The 14,627-nt window shown below is 44.1% G+C and carries 18 protein-coding genes, 4 tRNA genes and 1 pseudogene; 22 read left to right on the top strand and 1 reads right to left on the bottom strand.

Annotated features, from left to right (window positions below):
* Positions 1 to 61: 61 nt before the first annotated feature.
* The 12 genes and pseudogenes from hisC to tatC all read left to right on the top strand — a co-directional run bounded on the left by hisC (position 62) and on the right by tatC (position 7,811).
* Positions 62 to 1,138, top strand: coding sequence for a histidinol-phosphate transaminase (hisC, locus tag C3Y98_RS08235; RefSeq protein ID WP_135278041.1), 1,077 nt, complete (start codon positions 62 to 64; stop codon positions 1,136 to 1,138).
* A 257-nt stretch (positions 1,139 to 1,395) separates the two neighbouring features.
* Entirely contained in the window at positions 1,396 to 2,073 is a 678-nt protein-coding gene (hxlA, locus tag C3Y98_RS08230) for a 3-hexulose-6-phosphate synthase (protein ID WP_041928514.1), read from the top strand.
* Positions 2,074 to 2,211: 138 nt separating this feature from the next.
* Positions 2,212 to 2,799 carry an imidazoleglycerol-phosphate dehydratase HisB gene (gene hisB, locus C3Y98_RS08225; protein ID WP_135278039.1) on the top strand — a complete coding sequence of 196 codons (588 nt, stop codon included), beginning with the start codon at positions 2,212 to 2,214 and terminating at the stop codon, positions 2,797 to 2,799.
* Positions 2,800 to 2,848: 49 nt separating this feature from the next.
* Positions 2,849 to 3,511, top strand: a complete 663-nt coding sequence (hisH, locus tag C3Y98_RS08220) for an imidazole glycerol phosphate synthase subunit HisH (RefSeq protein WP_135278037.1) — start codon at positions 2,849 to 2,851, stop codon at positions 3,509 to 3,511.
* Between the two features lie 66 nt (positions 3,512 to 3,577).
* Positions 3,578 to 4,318, top strand: coding sequence for a 1-(5-phosphoribosyl)-5-[(5-phosphoribosylamino)methylideneamino]imidazole-4-carboxamide isomerase (gene hisA / locus C3Y98_RS08215; protein ID WP_135278035.1), 741 nt, complete (start codon positions 3,578 to 3,580; stop codon positions 4,316 to 4,318).
* A gap of 10 nt (positions 4,319 to 4,328) precedes the next feature.
* On the top strand, positions 4,329 to 5,096 hold the full coding sequence (gene hisF, locus C3Y98_RS08210) for an imidazole glycerol phosphate synthase subunit HisF (protein ID WP_135278034.1): 768 nt from the start codon (positions 4,329 to 4,331) through the stop codon (positions 5,094 to 5,096).
* A 63-nt stretch (positions 5,097 to 5,159) separates the two neighbouring features.
* Positions 5,160 to 5,546, top strand: a complete 387-nt coding sequence (gene hisI, locus C3Y98_RS08205; RefSeq protein WP_135278032.1) for a phosphoribosyl-AMP cyclohydrolase — start codon at positions 5,160 to 5,162, stop codon at positions 5,544 to 5,546.
* Between the two features lie 4 nt (positions 5,547 to 5,550).
* Positions 5,551 to 5,868: a phosphoribosyl-ATP diphosphatase gene (locus C3Y98_RS08200; protein WP_135278212.1), complete on the top strand. Its 318-nt coding sequence runs from the start codon at positions 5,551 to 5,553 to the stop codon at positions 5,866 to 5,868.
* Positions 5,869 to 5,925: 57 nt separating this feature from the next.
* Positions 5,926 to 6,264 carry a histidine triad nucleotide-binding protein gene (locus C3Y98_RS08195; protein WP_135278030.1) on the top strand — a complete coding sequence of 113 codons (339 nt, stop codon included), beginning with the start codon at positions 5,926 to 5,928 and terminating at the stop codon, positions 6,262 to 6,264.
* Between the two features lie 29 nt (positions 6,265 to 6,293).
* A pseudogene (gene tatA / locus C3Y98_RS12945) lies at positions 6,294 to 6,437 on the top strand (twin-arginine translocase TatA/TatE family subunit); the annotation flags it as partial.
* 262 nt (positions 6,438 to 6,699) lie between these two features.
* Positions 6,700 to 7,056, top strand: coding sequence for a Sec-independent protein translocase protein TatB (tatB, locus tag C3Y98_RS08185; protein WP_135278026.1), 357 nt, complete (start codon positions 6,700 to 6,702; stop codon positions 7,054 to 7,056).
* An 8-nt stretch (positions 7,057 to 7,064) separates the two neighbouring features.
* Positions 7,065 to 7,811 carry a twin-arginine translocase subunit TatC gene (gene tatC / locus C3Y98_RS08180; protein ID WP_135278024.1) on the top strand — a complete coding sequence of 249 codons (747 nt, stop codon included), beginning with the start codon at positions 7,065 to 7,067 and terminating at the stop codon, positions 7,809 to 7,811.
* Between the two features lie 3 nt (positions 7,812 to 7,814).
* Here the strand turns inward: tatC and C3Y98_RS08175 are convergent, their stop codons facing one another.
* Positions 7,815 to 8,987, bottom strand: a complete 1,173-nt coding sequence (locus tag C3Y98_RS08175) for a Do family serine endopeptidase (RefSeq protein WP_135278022.1) — start codon at positions 8,985 to 8,987, stop codon at positions 7,815 to 7,817.
* A 143-nt stretch (positions 8,988 to 9,130) separates the two neighbouring features.
* On the opposite strand from C3Y98_RS08175, the gene C3Y98_RS08170 reads away from it, so the two are divergent.
* The 10 genes from C3Y98_RS08170 to C3Y98_RS08125 all read left to right on the top strand — a co-directional run bounded on the left by C3Y98_RS08170 (position 9,131) and on the right by C3Y98_RS08125 (position 14,433).
* Complete coding sequence (locus tag C3Y98_RS08170; RefSeq protein WP_135278020.1) at positions 9,131 to 9,880, top strand: Nif3-like dinuclear metal center hexameric protein; 750 nt, start codon at positions 9,131 to 9,133, stop codon at positions 9,878 to 9,880.
* Between the two features lie 255 nt (positions 9,881 to 10,135).
* Positions 10,136 to 10,774 (top strand): ubiquinol-cytochrome c reductase iron-sulfur subunit, encoded by a 639-nt coding sequence (gene petA, locus C3Y98_RS08165; protein WP_135278018.1) that lies wholly within the window; start codon positions 10,136 to 10,138, stop codon positions 10,772 to 10,774.
* A 2-nt stretch (positions 10,775 to 10,776) separates the two neighbouring features.
* Positions 10,777 to 12,075: a cytochrome b gene (locus C3Y98_RS08160; RefSeq protein ID WP_135278017.1), complete on the top strand. Its 1,299-nt coding sequence runs from the start codon at positions 10,777 to 10,779 to the stop codon at positions 12,073 to 12,075.
* 5 nt (positions 12,076 to 12,080) lie between these two features.
* Entirely contained in the window at positions 12,081 to 12,788 is a 708-nt protein-coding gene (locus C3Y98_RS08155) for a cytochrome c1 (RefSeq protein ID WP_209308771.1), read from the top strand.
* 3 nt (positions 12,789 to 12,791) lie between these two features.
* On the top strand, positions 12,792 to 13,391 hold the full coding sequence (locus tag C3Y98_RS08150; protein ID WP_135278015.1) for a glutathione S-transferase N-terminal domain-containing protein: 600 nt from the start codon (positions 12,792 to 12,794) through the stop codon (positions 13,389 to 13,391).
* A 102-nt stretch (positions 13,392 to 13,493) separates the two neighbouring features.
* On the top strand, positions 13,494 to 13,922 hold the full coding sequence (locus tag C3Y98_RS08145; protein ID WP_135278013.1) for a ClpXP protease specificity-enhancing factor: 429 nt from the start codon (positions 13,494 to 13,496) through the stop codon (positions 13,920 to 13,922).
* A 45-nt stretch (positions 13,923 to 13,967) separates the two neighbouring features.
* Positions 13,968 to 14,043, top strand: a tRNA-Thr gene (locus C3Y98_RS08140).
* A gap of 71 nt (positions 14,044 to 14,114) precedes the next feature.
* Positions 14,115 to 14,199 (top strand) — tRNA-Tyr (locus tag C3Y98_RS08135).
* Positions 14,200 to 14,259: 60 nt separating this feature from the next.
* Positions 14,260 to 14,335: transfer RNA gene (locus tag C3Y98_RS08130), tRNA-Gly, on the top strand.
* A 23-nt stretch (positions 14,336 to 14,358) separates the two neighbouring features.
* Positions 14,359 to 14,433 (top strand) — tRNA-Thr (locus C3Y98_RS08125).
* Positions 14,434 to 14,627 lie beyond the last annotated feature (194 nt).

Genomic DNA, 14,627 nt, shown 5'->3' with positions numbered 1-14,627 from the left:
TTGCCTATTCATTATTTCACGCTGGTCATGGGATGATATAGCGTATGTCTGAGGGTTTAGTATGAGTAAATACTGGAGTGATGTTGTTCATAAGCTTACCCCTTATGTGCCGGGTGAGCAGCCAAAAATCAATAATTTGGTAAAACTCAATACCAATGAAAATCCCTATGGCCCAAGCCCTAAGGTGATTGAAGCTTTGAAGTTGGAAGCTGCAGAAACCTTACGTTTGTATCCAGACCCCAATTCTGATGTTCTAAGAGCGGCCATTGCTAAAGTGCATCATTTAGATAGTTGCCAAGTATTTGTTGGTAACGGCTCTGACGAGGTATTGGCACATGTGTTTCAGGCGCTGTTGAAGCACGCCCAGCCGTTGTTGTTTCCTGATATTACCTATAGCTTTTATCCTGTGTACTGCGGGCTGTACGGCATCCGTTATGAAACAATTCCATTGGCAGAAGATTTTAGCATCCGCGTGGAAGATTACATAAAGCCTAACGGCGGTATTATTTTCCCCAACCCTAATGCACCAACCGGTATGCCACTTGCATTAGAAAAGATTGAATGGATACTGCAAAATAATACTGAATCCGTGGTTGTGATTGATGAAGCCTACGTGGATTTTGGCACTGAATCTGCAGTCAGCTTGATTAATCAATATCCCAACCTGTTGGTGACACATACTTTATCTAAAGCGCGCTCTTTAGCTGGTCTGCGTGTTGGCTATGCATTAGGCTCAGCAGCCCTGATTGAGGCGCTGATAAGAGTTAAGGATAGCTTTAACTCTTACCCGATTGATCGCTTTGCATCTGCTGGGGCTGTAGCAGCGATGCAGGACATTGATTATTTTGAAGAGACCTGTCAAAAAGTGATTACGACACGCGATGCCTTGGTCGCTAACATGTCAGCGTTGGATTTTGAAGTGTTACCATCTGGCGCTAATTTTATTTTTGCCAAACATAAAGTACGTGATGGTGCCGAGTTAAGTGCAAAGTTACGTGAGCACGGCATTATTGTGCGGCATTTTAAGTCGCCTAGCCGTATTGCGCCTTATCTACGCATTACAATTGGCACGGACGAGCAGTCTGAGTTGCTACTTAAAGCATTGAAGGTTGTGTTAAGCGAGAAAAGCTTTTCTTAGTCAAAGTTTGGCAAAAATGCCAAAACTATTGCTAAAAACCTGTGCTATAGCAAACATTTATTGAACTATTTAATGTGTTCAAACTTTTTATATAGATAAAACATGTAAATTAAGCATGAAAAGTTTGAATTTTCACACGAAGTGCGGTTATGATAGCGAAATGTGCGTTTTGTGCACAATATAATAATTATTTTCAATCTGTATTTTTAACCTAGGTAAGTCATTATTTTGATTTATTATTAGTTGGAGGATGTATCGTGGCACAAACCCAAATGGCATTAGACTCATTAGATTTCGACGCAACAGTTGCTTTGGCAACTAAGGTTGCTCCACACGTGGATATTTTAGAAATTGGTACACCATGCATTAAGCATAACGGTATCAAATTGCTACAAACATTACGTGCTAAGTTCCCAAACAACAAAATCTTAGTTGACTTGAAAACAATGGACGCTGGTTTCTACGAAGCTGAGCCATTCTACAAAGCAGGTGCTGACATTTGTACAGTATTGGGTACTTCAGACATCGGTACAATCAAAGGCGTAATCGACGTTGCTAACAAATACGGTAAAAAAGCACAAATCGACTTGATCAACGTTGCTGACAAAAAAGCACGTACACAAGAAGTTGCTAAATTAGGCGCGCACATCATTGGCGTGCACACTGGTTTAGACCAACAAGCTGCTGGTCAAACACCATTTGGTGACTTGGCTTTGGTTGCTGGTTTGAACTTAGGTCTTGAAATTTCTGTTGCTGGTGGCGTTAAAGCTGCTACAACTGCACAAGTACGTGACGCTGGCGCAACTATCATTGTTGCTGGTGCTGCAATCTACGGCGCTGCTGACCCAGCTGCTGCTGCTGCAGAAATCACTGCAATCGCTCATGGCGGTTCAACAGGTGGTTTGTTCGGCTGGATCAAAAAATTATTTAGCTAATAACTAAGTAGTTTAATAAAAAACCCCAGCCTTAAAACTGGGGTTTTTTTATTTTAGACTTTAAATTCATCATGTAGCTATGTGTTACAACCTTGTAATGGGTTAAAATGCATGCTGATAACATAAAACATTAGACTTATGCGTAACGCCAAAATTACTAGAAACACGCTAGAAACCCAAATTACAGTGAGTATCAACTTGGATGGCACTGGTATTTCTCAATTTAACACAGGCTTAGGCTTCTTGGACCACATGCTAGACCAGATTGCGCGTCACGGTATGATGGACATAGAGGTGAATGCTAAGGGTGACTTGCATATTGATGCACATCATACGGTTGAGGATATTGGCATTACGCTAGGCCAAGCCTTTGCGCAAGCTGTGGGTGATAAAAAGGGTATTCGCCGTTACGGTCATGCCTATGTGCCATTGGATGAGGCCTTGTCTAGAGTGGTGCTGGATATTTCCGGACGCCCTGGTCTGGAATTCGGCTGCACTTTCACACGTGCTGCAATTGGTAATTTTGATGTGGACTTAGTGCATGAGTTTTTCCAAGGCTTTGTTAACCATGCTAACGTCACTTTGCATATTGATAATTTAAAAGGTCATAATGCACACCATCAAGCTGAAACTATATTCAAAGCGTTTGGACGTGCGTTGCGCATGGCTGTAGAGCTTGATGCTCGTATGGCGGGAATTATGCCATCTACAAAAGGTAGTTTATAAGTCTGTCCAGACCTAACCTTGAACAGTGACATTCGGCAGCATTTAAAATATGAGCACAATTGATATTGCAGTGATTGATTATGGCATGGGCAATTTACGCTCGGTCTCAAAAGCCTTGGAGCATGTTGCACCTACAAAAAATGTAGTCGTGACGAGTAACCCTGATGACGTAGCAAAAGCATCACGCGTTGTATTTCCCGGGCAAGGCGCCATGCCGGATTGTATCCGCGAGTTAGATGCACGCGGTTTGCGCAGTGCTGTACTGGATGCCGCACAGAATAAACCGTTCTTGGGTATCTGTATTGGTTTGCAAATGCTATTTGAACGATCAGAAGAGGGTGATGCTGCAGGCCTGGGTTTATTTAAGGGCAATGTGAAGCGGTTTGCGCAGGCCGATATGGTGGACAGCCAAGGTGAAAAGCTGAAAGTGCCGCACATGGGGTGGAATCAAGTGTATCAGCGTCATCATGCAGATGCTAAAGCGCATGCACTTTGGCAAGGTATAGAGGATGGTGCCAGATTTTATTATGTACATAGTTATTATGTGCAGCCAGCAGATGATGCGATTGTTGAAGGTTATAGTGACTACCCTAAGCGCTTTACTTGTGCAATTGCTAAAGATAATTTATTCGCAGTACAGTTTCACCCAGAAAAAAGTGCAAATGCCGGCTTGCAGTTGTTAAGCAATTTTGTGACTTGGTCACCTAACTAAGTTGGCCCTAATATATAACCAGCTATTCTCTTTTTAACTTTTTCGTATATAAAATTAATTCTCATTATGTTAATTATCCCAGCAATTGATTTAAAAGATGGACACTGCGTCAGACTTAAACAAGGTTTGATGGAAGAGTCAACCGTGTTCTCAGAAGATCCAGGTGCAATGGCTAGGCATTGGGTTGATCGTGGCGGTAAGCGCCTGCATCTAGTGGACTTGAATGGCGCCTTTGCGGGCAAGCCTGTCAATGAAGGGGCAATTAAGTCTATCGTGAGTGCTGTCGGTGGCGATATCCCGATTCAGTTGGGTGGTGGCATCCGTGATTTAGACACGATAGAGCGCTACTTAGATAGCGGTATTGATTATGTCATTATTGGCACTGCAGCGGTGAAAACTCCAGGTTTTCTGCATGAAGCATGTTATGCGTTTCCTGGGCAAATCATGGTTGGCCTAGATGCTAAAGATGGAAAAGTGGCGATTGATGGCTGGTCTAAGCTGACAGGTCATGATGTGATTGATTTGGCAAAGAAATTTGAAGACTACGGTGTGGAGTCTATTGTTTACACCGATATTGGCCGTGACGGCATGTTGACCGGTGTCAATATCGAGGCCACAGTCGCGTTAGCACAGGCGTTAACGATTCCTGTGATAGCTTCTGGCGGTGTTACAAATTTAGACGACGTTAGAAAGTTATGTGCAGTAGCCAATGAAGGTATTATTGGTACGATTACCGGCCGTGCAATTTATGAAGGCACCTTAGACTTTGCGGCAGCACAGAAGCTTGCCGATGAGTTAAGTGCATAAGGTTTAGTTGATGGGATTAGCCAAACGTATTATTCCTTGCTTGGATGTCACTAATGGCCGTGTGGTAAAGGGCGTTAACTTTCTCGAACTCAGAGATGCTGGTGACCCAGTTGAGATTGCCAAGCGTTATGATGACCAAGGGGCAGATGAGCTTACTTTTTTAGATATCACCGCAAGCTCAGATAACCGCGGCCTTATTCTGCATATCATTGAAGAGGTGGCTAGTCAGGTATTTATCCCGCTTACTGTCGGTGGCGGTGTGCGTGAGGTGGAAGATGTGCGTCGCCTGTTAAATGCAGGTGCGGATAAAGTCAGCATCAATACTACAGCGGTGCTTAACCCTAAAGTCGTACAGGATGCCGCTGCTAAGTTTGGCTCGCAGTGTATTGTGGTTGCGATTGATGCCAAAAAAGTAGAAAACCAGCCCTTTGAGTGGGAGGTATTTACGCATGGCGGCCGTAAGGCAACTGGCCTGGATGCCGTAAAGTGGGCAGAGTATATGGTGAGTCTTGGTGCTGGTGAGTTGTTAGTCACTAGCATGGATCGAGATGGCACTAAAATTGGTTTTAATAACCCGCTTAATAAAGCGATTAGCAACGCTGTTGAAGTGCCGATCATCGCCTCAGGTGGTGTGGGTAATTTGCAGCATTTGGTCGATGGCGTTAAAGAGGGTGGCGCTGATGCTGTGCTAGCTGCGAGTATTTTCCACTATGGCGAATATACGGTTAAACAGGCCAAAGACTACATGGCGCAGTATGGTATTGAGGTTAGGCGCTAGTTAATTGTTATTACAGCTCTGTAATGCTTGATTCAACAGATGTTTCAATGAATAGGTTGTTAGATGAATTGGTTAGATGAAGTCACATGGGATGCCAATGGTCTTGTTCCCGTCATCGCTCAGGAGTATGACACTGGGCGAGTGTTGATGTTTGCTTGGATGAATCGCGAAGCCTTGCAGTTGAGCAGCGAAACCAATCAAGCTGTTTATTGGTCAAGATCGCGAAATAAATTGTGGCGTAAAGGCGAGGAGTCTGGTCACGTACAGAAGATACATGAGATTCGTCTGGACTGCGATGAGGATGTAATTTTGCTCAAGGTCGAACAGGTTGGCGGTATTGCTTGTCACACAGGCAGGCATAACTGTTTCTTTAAAACCTTAAAAGATGAGAATTGGGTGGTGGATCAGCCCGTCATCAAAAATCCTGATGAGATTTATAAGCATGAGTAACGATATGAATGATGTGTTAGCGCGACTTTCAGAGCTGTTAGAGCAGCGTAAGTCTGCAGACCCAGCCTCATCCTATGTTGCAAAGCTGTATGCCAAAGGCATGGACAGCATCTTGAAAAAGATAGGTGAGGAAGCGACGGAAACGGTGATTGCGGCCAAAGGCGGCAATAAAGATGAAATCATCTACGAAACCGCTGACTTGTGGTTCCACACCATGATTATGTTGGCAAAAGCTGACTTGAAACCGCAGGATGTCCTCGCTGAACTCGCAAGGCGCGAAGGTTTGTCTGGTATTGTTGAAAAAGCGAATCGCGACAAATAAGGCTAGCGTATTAATTCTGTTTGGCTCGACCTGTGCAGTAAATAGAAGGTATATAAAATGAGTGCTGATTGTATTTTTTGTAAAATAGTTCAAGGTGATATTCCTTCAAAGAAAATCTATGAAGATGAAGATGTCATCGCTTTTCATGACATACACCCCATTACTAAAGTGCACTTTCTCTTAGTGCCTAAACAGCATGTTGATAGTTTGGCGAGTTGTGGCTCGCAACATCAGGCATTATTGGGTAAGATGTTATTGCTTGCGCCTAAGTTGGCTAAAGAGCAAGGCTTGGCTGGTTTCCGTACCATGATTAATACTGGGCGTGAAGGCGGGCAAGAGGTGTTTCATATGCACATGCATGTATTTGGTGGTGGTAGCACCCTACCTAAAACATAGTTTAAACATATTTAATTAGGAGAGTAGCAATGGGAATCGGGGCTTGGTGGCATTGGTTGGTAGTTTTACTCATTGTAGTGCTCGTGTTTGGCACAAAGAAACTTCGTAATATTGGTGGCGATGTGGGCGGCGCGGTCAAAAACTTTAAAGACGCTGTGAATGAGGGGAAGAGCGCTGCTGCTGATGCACCTCAACAAGAGCAGATTGCTAATAACTCTGTGTTAATTGAGGGGGAAGCGGTTGCCGTAGCACCAGCAAAGCCAGCCGCTAAGAAAAGAGCGCCAGCAAAAACAGCGACCGCTAGCAAAACTACCGCTACCAAAGCAAAATCTACAACAGCAAAAAAAGCGCCAGCAAAGGCTAAATCAACGACTGCTGCCAAATAGCAGTTGCAATGTTGAAGCGCAGCATCTCTGGTGATAAGGTCTAGGCAGCATGTTTGATATTGCATTCTCTGAATTAGTTGTAATCGCGATAGTTGCGTTAATTGTCATTGGCCCTGAAAAGCTGCCTAAAGTGGCGCGCACTATTGGTACGATGGTCGGCCGTATGCAGCGTTATATGGCGCAGATTAAAGAAGAGGTGAATCGTGAATCACGCTTTGCCGAATTGCAGAAGTTACAACAAGAAATCCAGCAGGCGACAGAAAGCGCGCAGGCTGGTGTCAAGAGTGGCGTAGATTACTTGGCAGAAGCGGTCGAACCGCTTAATCAAAATTCCCAGCAGAGTGATGATGCCGCAGACCCTGCTACGAAACCACACGAACCTTCCTCTATTTCAGTAAAAGATTAGCGAACGCTGTGACTCCTACAGAAAATTTCATCTCACATTTAATTGAGTTAAGAAACCGTTTACTGCGCATCGTGGTAGGTTTTATTGTTGTTTTTATTGCACTGTTTCCATTTGCAAATGAAATATACGCTTTGCTTGCTGCGCCTTTGTTAAGCAAGCTACCAGCAGGCGGCCAGATGATCGCCACTGCGGTGACTACGCCATTCTTTGTGCCGATGAAAGTCGCAATGATGGCAGCATTTTTGCTCTCATTGCCGCATACCTTATATCAGGTTTGGTCATTTGTCGCGCCAGGTCTATACGCGCACGAAAAGAAATTCATGATTCCTATCATTCTTGCCAGCAGTTTTTTGTTTCTGTCAGGCATGGCCTTTGCGTATTTCTTAGTGTTTCCAGTGATCTTTGGCTTTATCGTGGGTACCGCACCTGTTGGCGTTGCCGTAATGACGGATATAGGTAATTACTTAGATTTCATCATTACATTGTTCTTTGCATTTGGTCTGGCATTTGAAGTGCCGATTGCTGTGGTAATGGCAGCGCGTTTTGGCTGGGTATCAATACATGCGCTTAAAGAAGCAAGAGGTTATGTGGTGGTTGGCGCGTTTGTGATTGCTGCGGTTGTAACGCCGCCAGATGTGATTTCACAATTTATGCTGGCAATGCCTATGTGGCTGCTTTATGAGTTAGGCATTGTGGTGGCAAGGTTCACTACTAAAGAAAGTGAAAGTGAACCTACGATTCTGCCACCGGCTTAGCCCTTACTCAGGGGCTGCGACTGGTTTAGGGCGCTTGCCGATGATGATAGCGATGTTAGCGATATTGCCATCGCGTACAATTTGCAGCGTTGCTTTTTGATTAGGTTGTAATGCTGCAATCAAGTTAAGCATGCTTCCGCTGTCGGTCACTGGTTTGCCTTCGATGGCAACCAATATATCTCCGGAGCGTAAACCTGCTCTGTCTGCTGGGCTGTGTTTCAATACGCCAGCAATTAAAGCGCCTTGTGCTTTATTTAACCTAAATGATTCTGCCAGCTCTGGTGTAATGTCTTGCGCTTCAATGCCTATCCAGCCACGTGTAACGTTGCCTTGTGCCGCAATTTGCTCCATGACTTGTCGTGCTAATGTGGTCGGAATTGCAAACCCAATCCCCATAGAGCCGCCGCTGCGTGAGTATATGGCGCTGTTAATACCAACAAGGTTGCCCTCTGTGTTAATTAAAGCACCGCCAGAGTTGCCTGGGTTGATGGAGGCGTCGGTTTGTATAAAGTTTTCATAAATATTAATCCCCAAATGGCTACGGCCCAGTGCGCTGACGATGCCTTGCGTTACGGTTTGTCCAACGCCAAATGGGTTGCCGATTGCTAATACCACATCACCTACATTAAGTGCGTCTGAGCTGGCGAAAGTGATTGCCGGTAGATCATTGGCATCCACTTTAATCAGTGCTAAGTCAGTGTCTGGGTCGGTACCGACTACGGTCGCAGTCATTTTTCTGCCATCAGATAAAGCGACTTCAATCGAGTCGGCGGTAGCAATCACGTGATTGTTGGTTAATATTAGCCCCTGACTACTGACGATAACGCCAGAGCCTAGGCTGTTTTCTGGTTGGGCTTGAGGCTCTGGTTCATCCAGTTGGTCGCCAAAGAAGTGGCGAAATGCTGGGTCTTCTAAAAAGTCTTGATGCGGACTGCTGCGCGGCTTTTTACTGGTAAATATATTAACGACCGCCGGCATCGCCTTTTTTACGGCATTGCTATATGAATAGACTGTGCTGGTGACGCTACCTGACTCTGCCTGTTTAACTACCAAGGCTTGTTCTCTAAAATTGAAAAAATTTGGATAGAAAATGCGTAAGGCAAATATTAATGCCATGCAGATGGTGGCTGCTTGCGCAAAAATTAGCCATAATCTTTTATGTAGAGAGTTGTTCATCTTTATTTACTTCTTAAGTATGGTAATTAATCAAATTTCATCTAAGGTTGTATCAGCATCTTAATATTTGGCCTTGTATCAAACTTTGATATAAGGTCAGCAATCAAAAAATCAATAGCCTAATATTTAAAGGTTTGAAGCTTATGGTAAAAATCAATGAGTTAAATCATTATACCCAACAACTGATGCAAGTAGCGCGTTTCAAAGATTACTGCCCAAATGGTTTGCAAGTAGAGGGTCGGGCCGAAATCAACAAGATTGTGACTGGGGTAACGGCAAGTATGGCGTTGCTGGAGGCGGCGCATCAGGCGGGCGCTGATTTAATCTTGGTGCATCATGGCTATTTCTGGCGCAATGAGGCGCCAGAGCTGGTTGGCATTAAACGTAAGCGTATTAAGTTCCTGTTGGAGCATGATATTAATCTGATGGCCTACCATTTGCCCTTAGATGCGCATGGTGAGTTTGGTAATAACGTACAGCTTGGCAAGTTGCTGGGGTTTGATGCGCAGAACTACACCGGCGCCGATGATTTAATTGCTTGTGCTGAGTTGGCTGCCGACTTGCCGTTGTCAGTGATTGCGAATCTGGTTGAGCAGCGCTTGGGTAGGCCTGTGCTGACTATTGGTGAAGCAACACAATCCATTAAAAAAGTAGCTTGGTGCACAGGCGCCGCGCAGGGTTATATAGATCAGGCAATTGCATTGGGCGCAGATTTATTTATCAGTGGCGAAATCTCCGAGCAGACTGTGCATCAATCGCTCGAGTCTGGTGTGGCATACATATCGGCAGGTCATCATGCAACAGAGCGTTATGGTGTTCAGGCGTTAGGTAGACACTTGGCAGAAAAGTTTGATTTGGAGCACATATTTATTGATATACACAATCCAGTTTAATCGTTTTATTTCAGTAACTTAATAAATAAAGCTTTAATTGAGGGGTAAAAAATTGTATAATCTGGCGCCTAAACATGAAGCCTTGTCTATCTTTTAAATTGCTTTGGCTGTTATAAGTAGTGCAGGTTATATCTTAAGTTGAAGATAGTCAGTTACCCAGTAATGTGTGTTTAGATTTTTAGTAAAAGGTGACGCTGCATGCCTGGCTAAGGCGTGGCGTCTAATCAAGTCAATCCTTTCGAGCAAGAGGAAAACATGTCAGACAACCAAAATGACAATCAGCAGGCTGACTCGCAATCGTGCGGGTGTTCTCAAGTAGACCAAGAAAAACGTAACTTTTTAATCGCCACTTCTGCAGTGGGTGCATTGGGTTGTGCTGCGGTGGCCGTGCCCTTTGTAAAAAGTATGACGCCAAGTGAGCGTGCTAAAGCGGCAGGTGCACCTGTAGAAGTTGATATCAGCAAAATTGAGCCGGGCACGATGATGACGGCTGAGTGGCGTGGTAAACCAGTATGGATTATCAACCGTACTGAGGAAATGACTGCTGAGTTGGCTCAGCATGATGGCCAACTATCGGATCCTGCATCTGAAGTAACTTCACAACAGCCTGCTTACTGCAAAAATGAAGGTCGTTCTATTAAGCCTAACCTAGCGGTGATTGTTGGTATCTGTACGCATCTGGGTTGTTCACCTAGTGGCAAACTGCAAAAAGGTGGTGATATGGGTGATGGCTGGACTGGTGGTTTCTTCTGTCCATGTCATGGCTCTAAATTTGATTTGGCTGGCCGTGTGTTTAAGGGTTCTCCAGCACCTATCAACTTAGTAGTGCCGCCGCATAAATATTTGAGTGAAAATCTACTTCTGATTGGCGTTGATACTGAAGAGAAAGCATAATCATGACTGATAAAAATAAATCAGCGCTATCAAGCGCTTTAAATGATGGTTTAAATTGGGTTGATGCTCGTTTCCCGCTAACGAGTAACGTTAAGGCACATTTAACCGAATATTACGCACCAAAAAACTTTAACTTTTGGTACTTCTTTGGGTCTTTGGCATTGTTGGTTTTAGTGCTACAAATTTTGACCGGTATTTTCCTCACCATGCATTACAAGCCAGATGCTGACTTAGCATTCGGCTCTGTTGAATACATCATGCGTGATGTGCCATGGGGTTGGTTGATTCGCTACATGCACTCAACAGGTGCTTCTATGTTCTTTGTGGTGGTTTATCTGCATATGTTCCGCGGCATCATCTATGGTTCATATAGAAACCCACGTGAGTTAATCTGGTTGTTCGGTGTTGCCATCTTCTTGGTATTAATGGGTGAGGCATTCTTTGGTTACCTGTTGCCTTGGGGTCAAATGTCTTATTGGGGTGCACAAGTGATTGTTAACTTGTTCTCAGCTATCCCATTTATCGGCCCAGACGTTTCGGAGTGGTTGCGTGGTGACTACTTAGTGTCTGATGCAACCTTGAATCGCTTCTTTGCGTTCCACGTAATTGCCTTACCATTTGTGTTGGTTGGTTTAGTCGTTGCTCACCTGATTGCTTTGCATGAAGTCGGTTCGAACAACCCAGATGGCGTGGAAATTAAAAAGCTGAGAGATAAGAAAACAGGTTTCCCTTTAGATGGTATTCCGTTCCATCCTTACTACACAGTGAAGGATTTGGTTGGTGTGTCTATGTTCCTGATCGTGTTCTCAGCCATTATTTTCTTTGCGCCTGAGATGGGTGGTTACTTCTTGGAAGCTAACAACTTTGTGCCTGCTGACCCGCTTAAAACGCCAGCACACATTGCACCTGTTTGGTACTTCACACCATACTACTCAATCTTGCGTGCGGTTCCGCCAATCTTGAACTCGCAATTCCCTGGTGTGGCAGCAATGGGCTTGTCAGTAGTGGCTTTTGCTTTACTGCCTTGGTTGGATAAGAGCCCAGTGAAGTCTATTCGCTACCGTGGCACTCTGTATAAACAATGGTTAGTGGCCTTTGTGATTAGCTTCTTGGTGCTTGGCTATCTTGGTACTGTACCATCTAATGTTTGGGGTCAGTTCGGTGCATGGATGGGTGGTGCTGATCGCGCTACTGTAGTTGCGCGTATCTTTACAGTGGTTTACTTCTTGTTCTTTGCGTTAATGCCTTGGTATACGAAAAAAGATAAAACTAAACCAGTGCCAGAAAGGGTAACAGGATAATAACCATGAAAAAATTATTGTTAGCGATGTTGTTGATGCCTTTCCTTGCTGCGCCAATGCTGGCCAGTGCAAATGAAGGTGTGAGTTTGGATAAAGCGCCGATTGATGCTGCTGATCATGAGTCTTTGCAGCGTGGTGCGCGTACTTTCGTTAATTACTGCCTCAATTGTCATAGCGCCAATTACATGCGCTACAACAGATTGTTAGAAATTGGTTTGACAGAAAAGCAGATCAAAGACAACTTGCTGTTGGCTGGTGACAAGATTGGCGATCAGATGAAGGTGGCAATCAATAAAAAAGATGCAGCAAAATGGTTTGGCGTTGCGCCACCTGATTTGTCTGTAGAAGTGCGCGCACGTGGTGCGGATTGGGTTTACACCTATATGCGTAGTTTCTACCGTGACAGCACCAGAACAACGGGTTGGAATAACACGGTGTTTGATAAGGTGGGTATGCCGCATGTGCTTTACGAGTTGCAAGGTGAGCAGGAGTTGAATCATGAAACTCATGCCTTGAAACTGGTAAAGCCTGGCAAACTGTCTGTTGAAGAATATGATGCTTTGGTTGGCGATTTAACAAACTTTATGGCCTACATGGCTGAGCCGGCAAAGCATCAAAGAAACCAACTTGGTTGGTTCGTCTTGCTGTTTTTAGGTGTGTTGTTAGTTCTAACATACAAACTTAAAAAAGCTTACTGGAAGGAAATACACTAAATTATGATGACTTTATATTCGGGGACCACAGATCCCTATAGCCACCGCTGCCGTATTGTGCTGTTTGAAAAAGGCATGGATTTTCAGGTGATTGATGTCGACTTGGCAAATAAGCCGGAAGACTTAGCCGTCATTAATCCGTACAACCATGTGCCGGTATTAGTGGAGCGTGATTTGGTGCTGTCAGAGGCGAATATCATTAATGAATATATTGATGAGCGTTTTCCACATCCACAGTTGATGCCGCCAGATCCAGTGATGCGTGCGCGTGCTAGATTGTTCTTGTATAGCTTTGAAAAAGACTTGTTCAGCCATATTGCTGATATTGAGTCTGGCGATCAAGAAAAAGCGGATAAAGCGCGTGCTACGATACGTGATAACTTAACGCAACTCGTACCTATTTTTGCTAAGCAAAACTATTTGCTAGGCGATGATTACTCAATGTTAGATGTTGCAGTAACGCCATTGCTTTGGCGTTTAGGTCATTACGGTATTGAGTTACCTAATCAAGCTGCACCTATTTTAAAATATGCGGAGCGTTTGTTCTCAAGACCATTGTATGCAGATGCAATGACTCCTTCAGAAAAGGCAATGCGTAAGTAAGTCGTAAAATCGTTTAGCTGGCGTTTGATTGAGCTTCCTTAATTAAACGCCACTATTCGCCCAATCTGTAACTGAAGCTATCTTTAAGTAGGTTCGTTAAATATGTCTGAATTAATCCCAACCAAACCTTATATGTTACGTGCGCTGCATGAGTGGTGCGTGGACAATAATTTAACCCCGCATTTGATAGTTGCCGTTAATGCCCAGACGCGAGTGCCGATGGCGTATGTTAAAGATGGTGAAATTGTTTTAAATATTAACTATAGTGCGACAAAAGATTTGCACATAGATAATGATTCTGTGGTATTCTCTGCGCGCTTCGGTGGTGTGTCACAAAATATATATGTGCCCATGAGTGCAGTAAGAGGTATTTTTGCACGAGAAAATGGTCAAGGAATGTTTTTTGAGGCAGACCTAGAGCAAGAAGAGGTACCATTTTTAACAGATAATGCGAAAGAAAATGCAGAACCTGTTGAAAGTAAAGAAGAATTAATAAAAAGTAAAAAACCTGTATTAAAAATCGTAAAATAATTTACTTTTATTAAAAGATGCGTATAATACGCATCTCACGAAAACGCCGGGTTAGCTCAGTTGGTAGAGCAGCGCACTTGTAATGCGAAGGTCATCAGTTCGATTCCGATACCCGGCACCAGTTTCTTAGCAAATTCCCTTTTATACATTTGACAGCAAGTCAAATATTCAGCATAATCGCGGGTTCGGTGAGGAGGGGTGGCCGAGTGGTTAAAGGCGACGGACTGTAAATCCGTTCTCTCAGAGTACGAAGGTTCGAATCCTTCCCCCTCCACCAGTTTGTAAAACATATAGTAAGTTGCGGTAATTTGAGCTTGTTGGCGTTGGTAGTATGTACGCGGGTGTAGCTCAGTTGGTAGAGCACTTGCCTTCCAAGCAAGATGTCGCGAGTTCGAACCTCGTCGCCCGCTCCACCAGTTGAGTGAGCGGATTAAGCGCCCATGTGGCTCAGTGGTAGAGCACTCCCTTGGTAAGGGAGAGGTCGCGGGTCCGATTCCCGCCATGGGCACCAAAAGCTTGAGTGCAAAGTTGATGGCAAATTGCTGTGGCGGCTTAGAGGTAGTTAAATAGTGAATGTTTGATAACGAGTAGCTGTTTAGCGAAAGATTGAAATATTCTGATTTGAACAAGTTTTATTAATTCTAATAAAACTTATGGTTAATAAAATATTGTAAAGGACTGAAGCAATGGCAAAAGGTAAATTTG

The organism is Methylotenera oryzisoli (genome assembly GCF_004661485.1).
Taxonomy (GTDB): domain Bacteria; phylum Pseudomonadota; class Gammaproteobacteria; order Burkholderiales; family Methylophilaceae; genus Methylotenera; species Methylotenera oryzisoli.
The sequence above is the reverse complement of the archived record's forward strand: the minus strand, read 5'-3'. Positions and strand labels throughout refer to the sequence as shown.